We start from the raw sequence: 15831 nt of genomic DNA, 5'->3' as shown, positions 1-15831 counted from the left end.
TCATTTCAGCCGCGCCGCGGGCACTGGTGCGATGCCGTGCTGCCGGAACTCGAGCGGTCGATATGAGCTCCACATGTTCCACCAGTTGTCATCGGGCCCCCACTCGATCGGAGGCCGGTTGTCGTCGTAGATCTGCTCGAGATCGGTATAGAGCTCGACCACCGCGCCGCTCGCCTCCACGAAGTATGCCGCGATGTTGTGACCGGCGCCGTGCCGAACCGGACCCCAGATCAGTTCACGCCCGGCGAGATGCAGGCGGTCACCGAGCTTGGCGAGGTCTGCCACGCTCTGCGCCTGCCATGCGTGGTGGTGGAGCGTTCCTTCGCCCCGGATGAGCGCGATGCCGTGATGGTCGGAGTTGCAGCGCATGAAGTAGGCGAAGTCGTCACCGATGGTGTCGGAGAGCCGGAAGTCGAGCACCCGCCGCAGGAAGCGCATCATGCCTCCGACATCTCGCGGGTGGAAGTTGATGTGGCCGTACCGGTCGGGCCCGAACCCGCCCGCCGCTGGGCGATCATGCTGAACCCCGAGAGCGATATCGAACACGAAGTCCTCGGGACCGATGAACGAGAAGCCATCTTCGGTGGCATCGAACCGCGGGCGATCGCTCACGATGGTGAAGCCTTCTTCGTCGACCCTGCGGCGCAACTCGAGCAGGGCGTCTCCGTCGCGCGCGATGAGCCCGAACCCGTCGAGCGCGTCAAGATCTGACTCGACGTACACGAGCTCGTGATGCACGCGCCCGGCCGCAAGGTACGCGGTGCCCCCGTTGCGGGCCGTCTCGCGCAGGCCGAGCAGCTGGGTGGCGTCGAACACGGATGCCTCCAGATTCCGGGTCTGGATGCTGACATGTCCCATCTCGCTGATGAGTCCCCACGACATGGCGTCGCTCCTTCGGATTGGCTTTTCTGCTGGTGCTATTCGTGCTCGTTCGCGGCCGCGGCGAGGTGCGTCGTCGGCCACAGGACGTCGATCGCGATGGGCCCGCTTGCAGACCTGCAACCGCGCCTCACGCCCCGCGTCGCGCCCGTCAGCCGGTGGTCGTACGAATCTGGCTCAGCACGTGCGCGCGCAGTTCGGCGAACTCACGCGTCGACTTCGTCGTGATCTGATCACGCGGATAAGGGATGTCGACCGGCACGATCTCAGTGACCGTCGTCGGCGTGCCTGACATCACGATGACCCGGTCGCCGAGGTACACCGACTCCTCGATGTCGTGCGTGACGAGCAGGATCGTCATGTTGTACCGAGCTTTGATCCGGTGCGTGAGATCTTCGAGGTCAGACCGGGTCTGAGCGTCGACAGACGCGAACGGCTCATCCATCAGGAGCACCGTCGGTTGATAGGCGAGCGCACGCGCAATGGCGACCCGCTGCTGCATCCCGCCCGAGAGCTGCCACGGGTAGAGCTTGCCGCTCGAACCCAGTCCGACGCTCTCCAGCGACTCGCGAGCCCGCTCGTGGCGCTCTGTCTTGGTCAGTCCCGCCTTGCCCCGGAGCGGCAGTTCCACGTTCGCCTGCACGGTGAGCCACGGCATCAGTGAACGGCTGTAGTCCTGGAACACGACCGCGAGCTGCTCAGGCGGCGAAGTGACGAGCTGGTCACGCAAATGCACAGTGCCGCTCGTGGGCTCGAGGAGACCTGCCAGGCATCGGAGCAGTGTCGTCTTGCCGGCGCCCGACGGCCCCACGATGCTGACCGTCTCGTTGTCATAGGCCTCGAACGTTATGTCGCCCAGGATCTGCCGTGCCTCCGCGCCAGTGCCGTAGGTCTTCGAGATTCCGCTCACGGTCAGCGCGGGCCTCACGAGTTGCTCTTTCTCGACGGTGAGTTGCGTCATCCTTGCCCTCCTTGGGTATTGCCGCGAACGCCGCGGTGCCAGCGCAGTACAACGTGCTCGACGTAGCGGAACAGCACATTCGCGACGTATCCGAGCACGCCGAGCAGCAGCAAGGACGCCCACATGGTGTCCATCTGGTACATGCGCGCTGACATGAGTTCGATGTAGCCGATGCCCTCGGTCGAGGCGATGTACTCGCTCGCGACGATGAGGATGACGCTCAACGAGACGCTGAGCCGCATCCCGGAGATGATCTGCGGGGATGCCGCCGGCAGCACGACTCTGAGCACGTGATCGAACCGACTCAGGCGGTATGACTTCGACACTTCGCGGGTCATGCCGTCCACGCTCAGCACGCCGTCGACCGTATTCATCATGATCGGCCAGAACGCGCCGAAGGCGATGACCGCGATCTTCATCGACGATCCGATGCCGAAGATGACCAGCATGACGGGAAGGAGCGCAACGCCCGGGATCGCGCGCATGAACTCGAGCAGAGGCTGGAACGCGCGGTAGAGCCCGGGACTCAAGCCGAGCAGCGCACCGATGGCGATGCCCGAGACGATGGCGATCAGGAGGCCCATTCCGAGGTTCTGCAGACTCGGGACGATGTCGGACGCGAACCGCTGGGTCAGCATCTCGCCGAGCGCCTCGAGAATGGATTGCAGCGACGGGAAGTAGATGGAGGTGCTGTCTGCGCTCGCGAACCACCAGATCGCGAAGAGCAGGATCGGCAGCCAGATCTCCGTGATGATCGTGAGGGCGCGGCGCTTGGGCGTCTTGCCTGCGCGGGCTCTCGTGGCAGTGACGATGGCTTCAGTGCTCATGGCTTCTCCTCCCTGACCGACGCGTGCCAGAACAGCACGACGCGAGAGAGGCGGCGCAGCAGGATGTCGACCAGCACGGCGACCAACCCGATGAAGACGATGTACGCGTAGGTGAGGCTCAGATCGCCTCCGGTCTGGGCGAGCGCGAGCTCGAGCCCGATCCCCGGGGCCGAGCCGAGCATCTCTGCGGAGATGGCGAGCAGCAGGCCCACGACGATGGAGATGCGCATCCCGGTCACGAGGTACGGGAGCGCGGAAGGAAAGAGCACGCTCGCGGCGGCTCGCCATTTCGAAACCTTGTAGGAGTGCACGGTGTCGACGAGCACTTTGTCGGTGTCTCGCACGCCGTAGATCATCTGCAGCACGAGGGGCCACACGGCCCCGTAGACGATGAGGATGATCTTCATCTGCATCGTCGCGCCGAATAGCAGCGTGATCAGCGGGATCACCGCGATCGACGGGATGGTCCGCAGGAAGTCGACGAGCAGTCGAGTAGACCGGTAGGCGAAGGCGACGCGGCCGAGCACCATGCCGACCGGTATGCCGATGGCAGCCGCGATCAGCACGCCGACGATCCAGCTGACCACGGTCTCGACGAAGGCGGCCCAGAACAGGGGGTCGATGAGCAACTCGCCGAGCCGGGTTGCTGTCTGCGACATCGACGGGAAGACCGAGTTCGGCAGGATGCCGAGACGGCTGCTCACCTCCCAGGCAGCGAGCGCCGCGATCACCGTGATGATGCTGCTCATCCTGCCGCGGGTGCGCCGGTGGGGAGCGCGGCGAGCCGCGCCCCCCGACCGCTCCCGCCCGGCGGCGGCCGTCATGGCCGCCGCCTCTCGAATGGTGGGAGTGCGCATGTCAGTCCACTGCCAGGAGCGTGTCGACGTCGATCTCGTTCTTGATGAACCCGTACTCGAACATCAGGTCTGACCACTTCTTGATCTTCTCCGCCGTGACGTCGGGGGTGTACACCGGCAGCACCATCTTCTGAGCGAGTTCCGCCGGCGTCTTGCTGAACTTCGGCAGGATGTCGCGCACAGCGTCGGGGTTCTCCCCTGCGTACTCGATCGCCTCGTTCAAGGCATCCATGAAGAGGTCGACGGTCTCCTGGTTGGCCGAGAGATACTCCTCGGTGGTGACCACGAGTTGCTGCGAAGCGCCCGGCATCGCGGTCGCGCCTGGCGACATGAGCCAGCGAGCGCCCGCTTCCTCGGCAGCGATGGTGAACGGCGAGACGCCGCTGATCGCGTCGACCTGGCCGGTCTCGAGCGCGTTGACCATGCTGTCGAAGGGCACTTCGAGGAACTTGATCTGGTTGCTGTCGGCGCCCTCCATGTCGAGCGCGGCACGCAGCGAGAGCTCCCCGCCGCCGCCGAGTCCGCCGACCGCGACAGTGCGTCCGTTCAGGTCCGCGGCGGTCTTGATGTCGCTGTCAGCGGCGACGTAGACCTTGCCGGTGTCCTGCTGCGGGTCGTCGGTGGTCTGCGCGGTCTGGCCGGTGACGCGGAGTTGGATGCCCGCGGATGCCGCTTGCACCACATCTGCCGTACCGACCATCGTGAAGGCGGCGGCTCCCGACACCAACGACGGGATGCGCGCGCCCGGGTTCGGGGCGGCCGTGATCTCGACATCGAGACCGCGCTCTTCGAAGAGCCCTCGATCTTCAGCGATGAACACCGGGGAGGTGTCGACGATCGTCGAGACGATGACCTTGACCGAGCGCACCTCGGCGGGGTCATCAGGCCCTGCGGGAGTGTCCGCGGGCCCTTGAGCACAGGCTGTCGCGGTGAACAGTCCGGCGACGATGAGGCCGGCGAACGCTGTTCTCTTGAGATTCTTCATTGAACTCATCCTTACTGTGTGGGGTGGTGATTACGGGATCGTCGGGGCGTAGTCGGCGGGTGTCGCGCCGCCGATGGTTCGGGTCACCTCTGCCGCCGCAGTGAGCAGGGCCTCGAGGTGCTCGGGAGTGATCGGTGCGGTCTCGCCGAGCCAGTTGAGCGTGAGTGCGAGCACGACGCGGCCGTCGCGGTTGAACACCGGAGCCGAGAGCGAGTGCACCTTGGCGCCGGCCGTCTCTCGTGCGGGGACGGCCGTGGTCGCGATCTCGGCGAGCACGGTCTTGAGGGCACGTTCGAGAGCGGGAAGCTGTCCTGCCCGAGCCATGTCGTGCACCGTGCGCTCAACCGCCTTGAAGCGATCATCGGCCGGAGTCCCGACCCAGCCTTGACGGCGGATGTCGGCGAGCATCGAGCTCAGCGTGGTCCTCGTCGAGTCGTCGATCTCGACCCCCGCTCGATCGAGCCACGCGTCGAACTCACGCTCGCCCGCCCAGGCGACGAAGACCGCTCCCATCGGCGGAAGGAACGGCAGCCTGAGACCGACCTTCGATACGTCGCCGCCCGGGCGCATCGCGCCCGAGTAGGCGACCTGGATCAGGTGGTCGCCAACGACTCCCGTCGCATGACACTCCACCTCGAACTTCGAGGCGAGCTGCTCGATATACGGACGCGCGGCGTCAGCGAGCAGAAGACTGCCCGAGAGCTCGTCGTCGGCCACCGCTGTCAGTGTCAGGGTGCTGAAGCGGCCGTACCCGCCTTGGAAGAACAGCAGGGGCGCCCCCGGGTTGTCAGCAGTGTCCATCGCGGTCACCTCGCCCAGCACGATGTAGTGGTCGCCCGCCTCATGCACCGCGTCGATGCGGCAGTCGATCCACGCCAGGGACCCGTCGATCACGGGCGCCATCGCCGGTGACAGACGCCACGGGATGCCGTTGAACCGCTCGGCATCGCGACGCGCCAGTCGCCGGCACACATCGCCCTGATCCGCGCTGAGGACGTTCACACAGAAGCTGCCGGCTCGACGGATCCGAGCGAACGTGCTCGACGTCTTGATCGGCATGAACGACACCAGCGGCGGCTCCAGCGAAACCGAATTGAACGACCCGATGGTCATGCCGACCGGACCTTCGTCGGGGTCCATGGCGGTGACCACGCAGACGCCGGTCGGGTAGTGTCCGAGCACGCGGCGGAAGTCGTTCGGGTTCAAACCGTGGGCGGGAGCCGGGATGGCATCGAGCTGCTGCGTCTTCATGGCAGCCCTAGATCATCCGCCGCGTCTCGAGCGTCTGCAGGCCGAGCATGAACTCGCCGTGCAGCTCGAAGCCGATCTCGCCGAGCACCCCATGCGCGAGCACCGTGTTGATATCGCGCAGCAGTCGCGGCAGCACTCCGCTCTCCGCGATCGCCTCAGCGCCGGCATGGCGGAACGCCCTGGTGATCACGTGCTGGGCCGTCTGCCCTGCGTACGATGAGGCCAACTGCATGGCATCCATGAGTTCCAGGTCAATTCCGTCGCCTGCCTGAAGCCGCTGGTCGACTCGGGACAGGGTGGTCATCACGAGCGCCCGTGCCGCCAGCACACTCGCATCGAGCTGACCGAGCTCCCGCTGGAACCAGCTCGATTCGGCGAGGCTCGTCGACGCTCCGAGGTTGATGCGGCTCCCCCGGCGCTTCGTGGGGGCCATGCGAGAGATCTCGTCGAGCGCACGCCGCGCGGCACCGAGGACCATGCCTGGGTGCATCTGCAGCACGTAAGGCACCATGGTGAGCTTTGCGAGGGGGGTGTCATCGCGCCGAACTGGGCCCATGGGGTTGTAGATCATGTCGTCGGGTACGAACGTGCGCTCGACGCGGAAGGTGGTGGAGCCGGTCGCCTTCATGCCGAGCACGTGCCAGGAGTCGAGGATCTCGACCTCGGATGTCGGAATAAGTGCCGCGCGTCGTTCCGTACCGCCGTCACCCTCGACAAGGAACGTCGCGGAGACGAAGTCGGCGTAGTGCACACCGCTGACGAAGTCCCATTGACCGGTGACGAGATATCCGCCGTCCACGCGTTCGGCCTCACCTGGGCGAAGCGAGCCAGCCTTCAGCGGCAACCGGCCGCTGAACACTTCCTTCGCGCGCTCGGGGTCGAGCTGGGTCGCGAGCTGGCCTGCGCCCTCGAGCAGGATCGTCGTCGTCCAGGCAGTGCTCGGGTCGAGTCGCCCGATCGCCTCGATGATCTCGAACGCGGTCACGGGGTCGACGACATTTCCCCCGAGATCGTCCGGGGTCATGATGCCGAAGACGCCCGACTCGCGCAGCGCCTCAACCGCGTCAGGCGCGAGCCGTCCCTCGCGCTGCCCTTCGGCAACACCGGCCTCGATTCGGTCCTTGATGCGTTCAACCTGGGCGAGCGCGTGCTCACGACGCTGCTCCCGCTGGGCCGGCCAGCGAGTCGCCGGCTGCGCTGTGGCGGTGGTCATATGCGCTCCTCACTTTCATCACTGAAGTCGCTGTCATTCAGCGTCGCTGGGCCTCGGCCACCGCGGAATCACAGGAACTCCGCATCTTGGCCCCGCCACCCCCCGGTATCGCGAAACGGCGTGTGACACTGGGCATCACAGGGACTACGGAGTCGGTGGAAAGGGCGAACGCATGGATTGGCCGTTCCGAGGCAGGCAGCAGGAGCTCGAACGGGTGCTCGGGCACGTGCGGGACGGAGTTCGGTTGGTGACCGTGACCGGCTCGGCCGGTGTCGGCAAGTCGGCACTCGCTCGAGCAGCGCTCCAGGCGCTCGGCGTCGAGCCCCAAGCAGTCATCGTGCTGGCTGCCGATTCCGGCGCCGACTCGACAGAGCCGGCGCGACTGCTGCCGAAGGCTGAAGCCTCACCGAGCGTGATCGTGCTGGACGTCGAACCGGGCAGTAGCGCGGCGGCATCCACAGTGCGTCGATTGCTCGACCGCGAGCCCAACCTCTCAATCATCGCCGCATCGCGCACGCTGATCGGGCTCCCTGCGGAACGGCCCGTGGCTCTGCACCCGCTCGCGGTTCCTTGCGCCCTCTCGGCGACGCAATCCGCCGAGGAGTGGCTCGACAGCAACCCTGCTGCTGCGATGTTCGTCGACCGCGCCACCACGGTGGCCCGAGCTTTCGAGCCCGACCGGGCCACCTTGTCGGCCGTGGGGGAACTCTGCGCTCGATTGAAGGGGCTGCCGCTCGCACTCCATATCGCCGCATTGCAGACGTCGCTACTGCCCGTGCCTGCCATGCTCGACGAGCTGCGCTTCCCGCTCGACTTCCTTGATGCGGGGTTCGTCGAGTCGGACGATCCGTCCACGTCGTTGCGGGCGAGCATATCGTCGGGACTCGCGGTTATTGCCGCCGACGAGCTCGAACTGCTTCGCGCCATTGCGCAGTTCCCTGCGGGGTGCTCGTTGCGCACCCTCCGAGCGCGTGGGCTGCCCGGGCTGGGAAGCCATGGCACGAACCCCATGCCGCTGCTGTCGTCGCTCGTCGGTGCCGGGCTGCTCAACGCCCGGACGAACTCCAGCGGCACCTTGACTCGCTTCGAGCTCCCTCCGTTCTACCGAGAGTTCTTCATTGAGCCGCGCTCTCCTCAGCCGTCACGGGCGCTCGTCGAGACCCTGCGCGAGTCGACGATCGAGAACTGTCGCGAACTTTCGGCGCTTCGCGGCCCCGCATGGGACCGCACTGCCGAGTTGCTCGAAGCTGAGCATGCCAACCTCATCAGCTTCATCGAGAGCGACCGCGACGGCGGGCGGGTCGACGACGCGGCTGAAATCGTGGACCTGCTGCAACGATTCTGGGTGCACCGGAATCACCACACCGAAGCGCTGTCGTACATCGAGGAGATCGAACAACGGGGGGCGCTTGCACACGCATCCGCGGCTCGTCTCGCGATCGCGGCTGCCATCTTCAAGGCGCAACTCACCTCATACACGAACGCTCACGAGCGGTTCGTCCAAGCCATCCAGGCATGGCGAAAGACGGACCACCGTGACCGCCTCGCGGAGGCGCTCGTCGCGTTCTCCCCCGCGGCGTTCGAAGTGGACGGCTGGGATGCCGCGCGCGCGGCACTGACCGAGGCGATCGAGATCTACGCGGAGTTGGGTGACGAGTGGTCGCTCGCCCGCGCTCAAGCACAGCTCGGTGCGTTGGCGGCAGACGTACCCGGCCAGACAGAGTTCGCACGGGCGAATCTCAACGCCGCGTCATCCGCGTTGCAAGCGCTTGGCGATGTCGGGTTCGCGAGCCTGCCGCTCGAACATCTGGGGCGCATGCTCCTCGACGATGGGGAGTACGAGCAGGCCCGCCTCGTGCTGGAGCGGGGGTTGGCAGAGATCCGGGCCGTCGGCGATCGGTTCCATGAGTCGGCGTATCTGAATCTGCTCGGGCTAAGCCAGCTGTCTCTCGGAAATGCAGCGAAGGCCACGCATCGATTCCTGGACAGTCTCAGGATCGCGGTGGATCTCGGCCTCAAGGCGCGGGCCGTGTGGTGCCTCGAGGGCCTGCGCGACACCATGCGGGCGCTGAGTGCGCCGGAGACCGCACGGCTCTGCTCGGCCTACGCGGTGGAACTGCGCGAGCAACTGGACCTTCGCGGCTGGGTGGAAGCGTGCTCGCCGAATCGCGTCCCTGACAGCGAGTCGGAACTGCCGCGCGCGATCAGCATGGCGATCACCGGGGCAGCCGCCTGGCCTCCGACGCCAGTGCTGCAGAAAGTCCCGCTCGTCTTGTCAGAGCTGGCCGAGCGCGGAGCACGAGCAGAGCCGCTCCACCCGGGACCCCGGCCCGACGGTCTCACGGCCCGTGAGATCGAGATCCTCTCACTCGTGGCGGCCGGCATGACGAGCCGCGCGATCGCAAACCGCCTTGTGATCAGCATCGACACCGTCGGTCGTCACATCACCAACCTGTACAGGAAGATCGGTGCCCGAGGGCGGGCGGAAGCGACCGCGTACGCCATCCGGCACGGCCTCCACGCTCAGCCGCAGCAGCTCACGGTTTCGGGCGACTGAAGACCTGCACCGATCGGCGCTCCGCGATGAGCCAGCGCCCGTCCACGCGACGGTAGGTGTCGTGGTACTCCGCGACCGCGAACACGTCAGGCGTGCGCGGTGCTTGCCCGGGGCCCATGAAGAGAATGTTGGGCAGCACGCCCTCGATCTCGTCATCGCTCACCCGGCGCAACTGATGCTGGCCGAAGAACGTGCGCGAGAGCTTGTCCTGTGCGGTGCGCGCATCGGCGAAGGCCTGCAGCGCTTCCCCTCCTCGGTGCTCTTTCCCCGCGGCTGCGAACACGCCGTCCTCAGTGAACAACGCTGCGAATCCTTCAGGCCGGCCCGCGTCCAACTTCCAGTTGAACTCGGCCACGAGGTCGGCGATTTCGTGCCTGGTCGCCTGGTCCACTGCGCCGCGGCCGGTGTTCTGCTCGAACTCGCTGTGCTCCCACATCCGTTTCTCCTCCTTGCTCAAGAGCGCCCCGGTCAGGGGTGCTGACTCTTCACGCTAGGAACGAGGCCCTCGCTGTGCGTCACAGGAATTGGGGATCTTGGCTGCGGACGACTCGGGAACTTCACAGAAGACCGCCGACGTCGGTGCTCTGCTTCACCTTGTCGGGCCATGGCCTGCGGGCCATAGTTCGGAAAACGGTACGCCACGAGCGTTTCGTCGTCTCAGGCGGTGCCCGTCGCTAGCCACGGAGGGCGGTGCCGCAGGTCGCGAACCCAAGTCGAGTGAAAGAAGAACGCCGTGAAGATGCCTGCCCCGCGGGGCCCTGCTAGTGCCGCCCTCACCGAGTACCTGAGGCTCGAGGACCACGGGACGACACGACTCGACGACGACGCGCTTCACAACGAGGTGAGCGCAGCCGTCGCCGCGAGCCCCGACATCCTGACCGACGATGATCTGCAGCTCGCGCTGTTCCTCATGTATGAGTTGCACTACACCGGCATCGACGGGGTGCGCGACGAGTTGGAGTGGTCGTCGTCGCTCATCGCCGCGCGCGGGGAGCTCGAGCGCGGCTTCGAGGCGGGCTTGCGCGACGCGGTCACGATGCCGGAGCTTCCCCTTCCGATCGCCGAGCAAGTCGCCGAGGCCTTGTTCGAGCTCACAGCGCCGACGCCCGGTCCGAGCCTCGCCCGGTACATCGCGAAGAATGCGACCCGGGAGCAGCTGCACGAGTTCCTCATCCAGCGCTCGATCTACACCTTGAAAGAGGCTGACCCCGACACCTGGATGATCCCTCGCCTGCGGGGACGCGCGAAGGCTGCGTTGATCGAGATCCAGACCGACGAGTACGGAGGAGGCCGACAGGAGCGGATTCACGCGAACCTCTACGCGCGCACGATGCGCGGGGCGGGGCTCGACGACAGCTACGGCGCCTATCTCGACCTGGTGCCCGCGATCACGCTCGCCTCACTGAACATAACCACGATGTTCGGCCTGCACCGCCGCCTCCGGGGAGCGAGCGTCGGGCACCTCGCCGCGTTCGAGATGACCTCCTCTCTGCCTTCCCGCATGATCGCCGAAGGCTTCCGGCGAAACGGCTACGGCGACCAGGTGACCGACTACTTCGATGAGCACGTCGAAGCGGATGCCGTGCACGAGCAGATCGCGGCGCGCGATCTGGCGGGAGGGCTCGTGGAGGCGCAGCCCGAACTGCTGGCTGACGTCATGTTCGGGGCGGCTGCGTGCCTGACGATCGATGGGCGAGCCGCCGACCACATCCGTTCGCGGTGGGAGGCCGGGGAGACCTCGCTCCGGCACGCGTTCACGCTGGAGGCCGCATGACCGCGGATGCTCGAGACGGCGACGACGAGATCAAAGGCTTCGGCGCCGCGAGCATCGTCGCCTGCCCGAACGGTCCGCTGCTCGTCAGAGGAGACGTCGAACTCCTCGACGGCGACGGGCACCCCGTGCCTCGCACTCGGCCGACGATCGCGCTCTGCCGTTGCGGCGCCTCGGCCGTCAAACCGTTCTGCGACGGCACGCACAAGCTCATGCGATTCAGAACCGAGGAGTGAGCGCCGCGCGACCTTCGATGTGGTCTTCGCAGCGGCGCGCAATGGGAACACCATGCACAGGAGCGGACCCTAAGAGGGACCGACGAGAAGGAGGAACCGAGATGAACGACACCCCGAGCCCCATCGAGGTGCAGAAGCACCTGAGCGGAGTCGACTACCCGGCGACCAAGGACGAGTTGCTCCGCGCCGCCGAGGTGAATGGCGCGGATGACGACATCATCGACCTGCTCGACGGCCTGGACGACCGCACCTACGAGAGCCCGGCCGACGTGAGCGAAGAACTCGGCAGCTGAGCCCTCGCCCTCACACCTTCGCGACCCTTCCGCCGAGATGACAGAATCTGCTGCTCAGCCGCGGGAGAACGTGCAACTTCTGTCATCTCGGCGGCGCAGGCAACGGAGGGCTCCGCCGGCCCCATAAACGCCGGCAATGTACGGCGCGGGTGTCGACCCGCTCACTGCGCCGGCGCCTTGAGTCGCGCATCCTTTGTAACGTACTGGTGAGATATAACCAGGAGGTTTCGCGGATGACGAAGGCACGGACGATTCGAACGCGGGACCCCGAGCGCACCAAGAACGACATCCTGGCGGTCGCGTCGGAAGAGTTCGCCGAGCGCGGTTACTCGGGTGCACGAATCGACGAGATCGCGGCACGCACCAGCAGCACCAAGCGGATGATCTACTACTACTTCGGTGGGAAGGAAGGTTTGTACGTCGCGGTGCTCGAGCGGGCGTACCAAGAGGTGCGCGATGCTGAACGCGAGATCGACGTGGCGCACAGCGACCCCGTAACGTCGATCCGGCTTCTCGCTGAGCGCAGCTTTGACCACCACATGGCGCACCAGGAATTCGTGAAGCTCGTCGCGCTCGAGAACGTCAATGACGCGCGCTTTCTGAGCAAGATCGAGTCGCTGTCGAGTCTCGGAACACCCGCCCTCGATTTCGTCACTCAGATTCTGGAACGGGGTTGGCAGGCCGGTGTGTTCCGCCGCGATGTCACAGCGCTGGACGTCCACCTCGCGATCAGCGCCTATTGCGTGTTCCCTGTGGCGAGCGGCCGCACCTTCGGACATCTGTTCGACATCGACCTGCTGTCGTCGGAATCGCTCATCAGGATGCGGTCGATCATCGGCGATCTCATCGTGCAGTGGCTGACCGAGGGCACTCGCGCGCCCGCCAAGGCTTAGCGACACTTTCCCTTCTCACAATCAATACCCAACCGTTACGAGTCTCGGTATTGCGCTGCTCGCGATCGCATGGTTTCATAACTCACTAGTTCGTACATTGACCCTGCGGTCACGAGAGTCAGCGGAGACAACCAGGACCATGAGCCCACCTTCCCCTGTCGCTCAACGTCAGCCAGTGCTCGCCGCACGCGGTATTCACCAGCGCTTCGGAGGGGTCCACGCGCTTCGCGGCATCGACCTCGAACTCTTTCCAGGCGAGGTGTTGGCGCTCGTCGGCGACAACGGTGCCGGAAAGTCGACATTGCTGAAGATCTTGTCTGGGAACAATCGCCCGACGAGCGGCGAAGTACTTGTCGAAGGTCGCGCGCATGAGTTCAAGAATCCTGCCGAAGCGAGCGCGGCTGGTATCGCAACCGTCTACCAGGACCTGGCCCTCGCACTCGACCTCGATGTCGTCGAGAACATGTTCCTCGGTCGGGAAGTCTCGGTGCGCGGGGCAGGGAGACTGACCGGCCATCTCGACCGGGCACTGATGGCGAAGAGGACTCGCGAAGCACTCGATCGAGTGCACATCCGGATCCCAGACATCGAGGCACGATGCGTGGATCTTTCGGGCGGTCAGCGACAGGCAGTCGCGATCGCGCGCGCCGTCACCTGGTGCGACAAGGTGCTTCTGCTCGACGAGCCCACCGCCGCCCTCGGTGTCGAGCAGCAACAAGAGGTGCTGAACCTCATCACCAGCATTCGCGAAAGACTCGATCTTGCGATCGTGCTGGTCAGTCATCAGCTTTCACACGTGCTCGAGGTCGCGGATCGCATCGCCGTTCTCCGGCAGGGCCGCATCGTCCGAGTGTTCGACCGCGACGAAGCCACGTCTTCTTCGCTGGTAGCCGCGATCACCGGGCTGACTGAGGGAGACGAGGAATGAACCTCAAGGGACAGCCGATCAAGACATCCGAGGCGGTGAGCAACGTGTCGAACACGCCCGGACGAGTGCGCGCAGCTACGATCGCTGACCGGGTGGGTCCGTTCTGGACCCTCGGAGTGCTCGTGCTGATCATTGCGATCTTCGGAGTCGTGACTCCTAACTTCCTCTCGCAGGGCGCCTGGATCGCGACCACGGTTGCGACGACGCAGATCTTGATCCTCGCACTGGGCCAAACCTTCGTGATCGCCACAGGCGGTATCGACCTCTCGGTCGGCGCTGTGCTGGGAATGTCGGGAATGGTCGGGGGCCTCACCATGGCGACCCTGATGGCGGCCGGCTTGCCGTCGGGTGCGACGATCGCGATCGGGTTCGCGGCCGGCATCGCAGCGGGCACCGCAGCAGGGGTGATCAACGGCCTGGTGATCACGAAGATGAAGGTCACGCCCCTCATCACTACCCTCGGGATGCTCGGCATCGCAACGGGTGTGGGCTACCTGATCGGCGGCGGGCAGCAGATCGCCACCATCCCCTCAGACATCACCACGATCGGATTCACCAACCTGTTCGGGTGGATCCCGCTACCGGTCCTGGTCGCGGCAGTCCTCGCGGTGATCGCGTGGTACTACCTGACCAAGACGCGCTTCGGTCGTCGGGCCCTCGCGATCGGCAGCAGCGCCGAGTCGGCGAAGCGAGCCGGCATCAACACCGACGCACATCTGATCCGCATCTACGCCCTTGCCGGCGGCCTGGCGGGTGTGGCCGGGATGCTGCTCGTCGCCCGGCTGTCGGCCGCGTCACCGACCGCGGGCGATGGCTCCGAGCTCCACTCGATCGCTGCAGTGGTGATCGGCGGGACCAGCCTGTTCGGTGGCCGCGCTTCCATCGCCGGCACAGTGATCGGCGCGGTCATCATCGCCGTGCTGCAGACGGGACTCGTCGTGGCCGCTGTCGATCCCTTCTGGCAGTACGTCGCGATCGGAGTCGTGCTCATCGTCGCAGTTTGGGCTGACCAGCAGCGCTCGAAACTGCTCGCACGAAAACGATGACCTACGGAACCAGCGCTCCCCTAGCAAGAACCCGCAACAAGAACACAGTCCCGTCCAATGAAGGAATGAACCATGAGATCACAGAAGAAGAGACTGCTCTTCGCCCTCCCCGTAGCAGCAATGCTCGCTCTCGGCGCGGCAGGCTGCACGAACGCACAGAATGAGCCGACCGAACCCACGGGCGACGGTGAGCAGATCACCATCGCGTTCGTGCCCGGCTCGACGTCATCGCAGTTCTATGTGGCGATGAAAGAAGGGGCGGAGAAGGCCGCTGATGAGCTGGGTGTGAACCTCGTCTACCAGGGAGCGGCCGACTTCAGCCCGGCCGCACAGACACCGATCCTCAACGCGCTCGCGGCGACGAGTCCTGACGCAGTGGTCGTGGCGCCCACCGACGCTGACTCGATGTTCGCGCCGCTGAAGGCTCTCGCGGATGGCGGCGCGTACATCGTCACGGTCGACACCCAGCTCGCCGACGACAGCATCGTCTCGGCAGCCGTCACCGCCTCGAACGAACAGGGCGGCGCCTTGGCCGCAGACGAGATCGCCGCAGCCGTCGGAGGAGAAGGGACGGTCGCCGTGCTCGGACTGAGCCCCGCCGCGACGACCATCAACGCCCGGGTCGATGGATTCACGCAGCGTGCGGCAGAAGAGTATCCAGGCCTGAACGTGCTTCCGACCGAGTACATGTCGGGCAGTGATATCGGCGACGCGCAGACCAAGACCGAGGCGCTGCTGCTCGCGCACCCCGACATCGTCGCGATCTTCGCACCGAACCAGCCCGCTTCTGAAGGGGCGGCGAACGCGCTCAAGGCACAGGGTAAGCAGGGCATTCCGATCGTCGGCTACGACTCCTCGGAGCGACAGGTGCAGCTGCTCAAAGACGGAACAGTCATCGCGCTGATCCTGCAGCAGCCGGCACTCGAGGGCGAGCTCGCGGTGAAGGCCGCCGTCGCGCTGGTCAAGGGCGAGTCGGTCGAGAAGATGCAACTGCTCGACAACGTCGTGGCGACGACCGAGAACGCCGACGACGAGGCCATCAGCAAGTACTTCTACTAGGCCATAGTTCCGCTGCGTCCGATCTGACGGGGTGGCGAGCCCTTCGTGGTTCGCCACCCCGCCCCGTCTACGGAA

The 15831-nt window shown here is 65.7% G+C and carries 16 protein-coding genes; 8 read left to right on the top strand and 8 right to left on the bottom strand.

Translation table 11 applies throughout. The features are described from left to right. The 7 genes from QF206_RS09690 to QF206_RS09660 all read right to left on the bottom strand — a co-directional run bounded on the left by QF206_RS09690 (position 1) and on the right by QF206_RS09660 (position 6973). Positions 1–882, bottom strand: a complete 882-nt coding sequence (locus tag QF206_RS09690; RefSeq protein ID WP_281489013.1) for a VOC family protein — start codon at positions 880–882, stop codon at positions 1–3. Positions 883–1030: 148 nt separating this feature from the next. Further along, positions 1031–1840, bottom strand: a complete 810-nt coding sequence (locus tag QF206_RS09685; protein WP_281489012.1) for an ABC transporter ATP-binding protein — start codon at positions 1838–1840, stop codon at positions 1031–1033. Next, positions 1837–2667, bottom strand: coding sequence for an ABC transporter permease (locus tag QF206_RS09680; protein WP_281489011.1), 831 nt, complete (start codon positions 2665–2667; stop codon positions 1837–1839). Before QF206_RS09680 ends, QF206_RS09685 begins: the two co-directional genes overlap by 4 nt. Further along, positions 2664–3416: an ABC transporter permease gene (locus tag QF206_RS09675; protein ID WP_281489010.1), complete on the bottom strand. Its 753-nt coding sequence runs from the start codon at positions 3414–3416 to the stop codon at positions 2664–2666. The genes QF206_RS09680 and QF206_RS09675 overlap by 4 nt, the downstream gene beginning before the upstream one ends. Positions 3417–3525: 109 nt before the next feature. After that, positions 3526–4509: an ABC transporter substrate-binding protein gene (locus QF206_RS09670; protein WP_281489009.1), complete on the bottom strand. Its 984-nt coding sequence runs from the start codon at positions 4507–4509 to the stop codon at positions 3526–3528. A 30-nt stretch (positions 4510–4539) separates the two neighbouring features. Next, the gene (locus tag QF206_RS09665; RefSeq protein ID WP_281489008.1) at positions 4540–5760 is read right to left on the bottom strand and encodes a flavin reductase; all 1221 of its coding nucleotides are present in this window, start codon (positions 5758–5760) and stop codon (positions 4540–4542) included. A gap of 7 nt (positions 5761–5767) precedes the next feature. Beyond that, positions 5768–6973 carry an acyl-CoA dehydrogenase family protein gene (locus QF206_RS09660; protein ID WP_281489007.1) on the bottom strand — a complete coding sequence of 402 codons (1206 nt, stop codon included), beginning with the start codon at positions 6971–6973 and terminating at the stop codon, positions 5768–5770. 172 nt (positions 6974–7145) lie between these two features. On the opposite strand from QF206_RS09660, the gene QF206_RS09655 reads away from it, so the two are divergent. Beyond that, positions 7146–9530, top strand: a complete 2385-nt coding sequence (locus tag QF206_RS09655; protein WP_281489006.1) for a LuxR C-terminal-related transcriptional regulator — start codon at positions 7146–7148, stop codon at positions 9528–9530. Here the strand turns inward: QF206_RS09655 and QF206_RS09650 are convergent. Next, on the bottom strand, positions 9511–9966 hold the full coding sequence (locus QF206_RS09650; RefSeq protein ID WP_281489005.1) for a nuclear transport factor 2 family protein: 456 nt from the start codon (positions 9964–9966) through the stop codon (positions 9511–9513). The genes QF206_RS09655 and QF206_RS09650 overlap by 20 nt on opposite strands. 303 nt (positions 9967–10269) lie before the next feature. On the opposite strand from QF206_RS09650, the gene QF206_RS09645 reads away from it, so the two are divergent. The 7 genes from QF206_RS09645 (at position 10270) to QF206_RS09615 (ending at position 15756) form a co-directional block, all read left to right on the top strand. Beyond that, the gene (locus QF206_RS09645; protein ID WP_422785380.1) at positions 10270–11304 is read left to right on the top strand and encodes an iron-containing redox enzyme family protein; all 1035 of its coding nucleotides are present in this window, start codon (positions 10270–10272) and stop codon (positions 11302–11304) included. Then, positions 11301–11537 carry a CDGSH iron-sulfur domain-containing protein gene (locus tag QF206_RS09640; RefSeq protein ID WP_281489003.1) on the top strand — a complete coding sequence of 79 codons (237 nt, stop codon included), beginning with the start codon at positions 11301–11303 and terminating at the stop codon, positions 11535–11537. The genes QF206_RS09645 and QF206_RS09640 overlap by 4 nt, the downstream gene beginning before the upstream one ends. A gap of 101 nt (positions 11538–11638) precedes the next feature. Continuing rightward, positions 11639–11830 carry a DUF2795 domain-containing protein gene (locus QF206_RS09635; RefSeq protein ID WP_281489002.1) on the top strand — a complete coding sequence of 64 codons (192 nt, stop codon included), beginning with the start codon at positions 11639–11641 and terminating at the stop codon, positions 11828–11830. Between the two features lie 233 nt (positions 11831–12063). Next, positions 12064–12723 carry a TetR family transcriptional regulator gene (locus QF206_RS09630; protein ID WP_281489001.1) on the top strand — a complete coding sequence of 220 codons (660 nt, stop codon included), beginning with the start codon at positions 12064–12066 and terminating at the stop codon, positions 12721–12723. A gap of 139 nt (positions 12724–12862) precedes the next feature. Next, positions 12863–13651: an ATP-binding cassette domain-containing protein gene (locus QF206_RS09625; RefSeq protein ID WP_281489000.1), complete on the top strand. Its 789-nt coding sequence runs from the start codon at positions 12863–12865 to the stop codon at positions 13649–13651. Next, a complete protein-coding gene (locus QF206_RS09620; protein ID WP_281488999.1) occupies positions 13648–14697 on the top strand; it encodes an ABC transporter permease in 1050 nt (349 codons plus the stop codon). The genes QF206_RS09625 and QF206_RS09620 overlap by 4 nt, the downstream gene beginning before the upstream one ends. 72 nt (positions 14698–14769) lie before the next feature. Next, on the top strand, positions 14770–15756 hold the full coding sequence (locus tag QF206_RS09615; RefSeq protein ID WP_281488998.1) for an ABC transporter substrate-binding protein: 987 nt from the start codon (positions 14770–14772) through the stop codon (positions 15754–15756). Positions 15757–15831: the final 75 nt, after the last annotated feature.

The sequence above is a fragment of the Ruicaihuangia caeni genome (assembly GCF_029952955.1).
GTDB lineage: Bacteria > Actinomycetota > Actinomycetes > Actinomycetales > Microbacteriaceae > Ruicaihuangia > Ruicaihuangia caeni.
The sequence above is the reverse complement of the archived record's forward strand: the minus strand, read 5'-3'. Positions and strand labels throughout refer to the sequence as shown.

Bases quoted from the DNA above. Each gene is read 5' to 3' on its own strand.
- QF206_RS09690 (WP_281489013.1), bottom strand. From the start codon at position 882: ATGTCGTGGGGACTCATCAGCGAGATGGGACATGTCAGCATCCAGACC.
- QF206_RS09685 (WP_281489012.1), bottom strand. From the start codon at position 1,840: ATGACGCAACTCACCGTCGAGAAAGAGCAACTCGTGAGGCCCGCGCTG.
- QF206_RS09680 (WP_281489011.1), bottom strand. From the start codon at position 2,667: ATGAGCACTGAAGCCATCGTCACTGCCACGAGAGCCCGCGCAGGCAAG.
- QF206_RS09675 (WP_281489010.1), bottom strand. From the start codon at position 3,416: ATGAGCAGCATCATCACGGTGATCGCGGCGCTCGCTGCCTGGGAGGTG.
- QF206_RS09670 (WP_281489009.1), bottom strand. From the start codon at position 4,509: ATGAAGAATCTCAAGAGAACAGCGTTCGCCGGCCTCATCGTCGCCGGA.
- QF206_RS09665 (WP_281489008.1), bottom strand. From the start codon at position 5,760: ATGAAGACGCAGCAGCTCGATGCCATCCCGGCTCCCGCCCACGGTTTG.
- QF206_RS09660 (WP_281489007.1), bottom strand. From the start codon at position 6,973: ATGACCACCGCCACAGCGCAGCCGGCGACTCGCTGGCCGGCCCAGCGG.
- QF206_RS09655 (WP_281489006.1), top strand. From the start codon at position 7,146: ATGGATTGGCCGTTCCGAGGCAGGCAGCAGGAGCTCGAACGGGTGCTC.
- QF206_RS09650 (WP_281489005.1), bottom strand. From the start codon at position 9,966: ATGTGGGAGCACAGCGAGTTCGAGCAGAACACCGGCCGCGGCGCAGTG.
- QF206_RS09645 (WP_422785380.1), top strand. From the start codon at position 10,270: ATGCCTGCCCCGCGGGGCCCTGCTAGTGCCGCCCTCACCGAGTACCTG.
- QF206_RS09640 (WP_281489003.1), top strand. From the start codon at position 11,301: ATGACCGCGGATGCTCGAGACGGCGACGACGAGATCAAAGGCTTCGGC.
- QF206_RS09635 (WP_281489002.1), top strand. From the start codon at position 11,639: ATGAACGACACCCCGAGCCCCATCGAGGTGCAGAAGCACCTGAGCGGA.
- QF206_RS09630 (WP_281489001.1), top strand. From the start codon at position 12,064: ATGACGAAGGCACGGACGATTCGAACGCGGGACCCCGAGCGCACCAAG.
- QF206_RS09625 (WP_281489000.1), top strand. From the start codon at position 12,863: ATGAGCCCACCTTCCCCTGTCGCTCAACGTCAGCCAGTGCTCGCCGCA.
- QF206_RS09620 (WP_281488999.1), top strand. From the start codon at position 13,648: ATGAACCTCAAGGGACAGCCGATCAAGACATCCGAGGCGGTGAGCAAC.
- QF206_RS09615 (WP_281488998.1), top strand. From the start codon at position 14,770: ATGAGATCACAGAAGAAGAGACTGCTCTTCGCCCTCCCCGTAGCAGCA.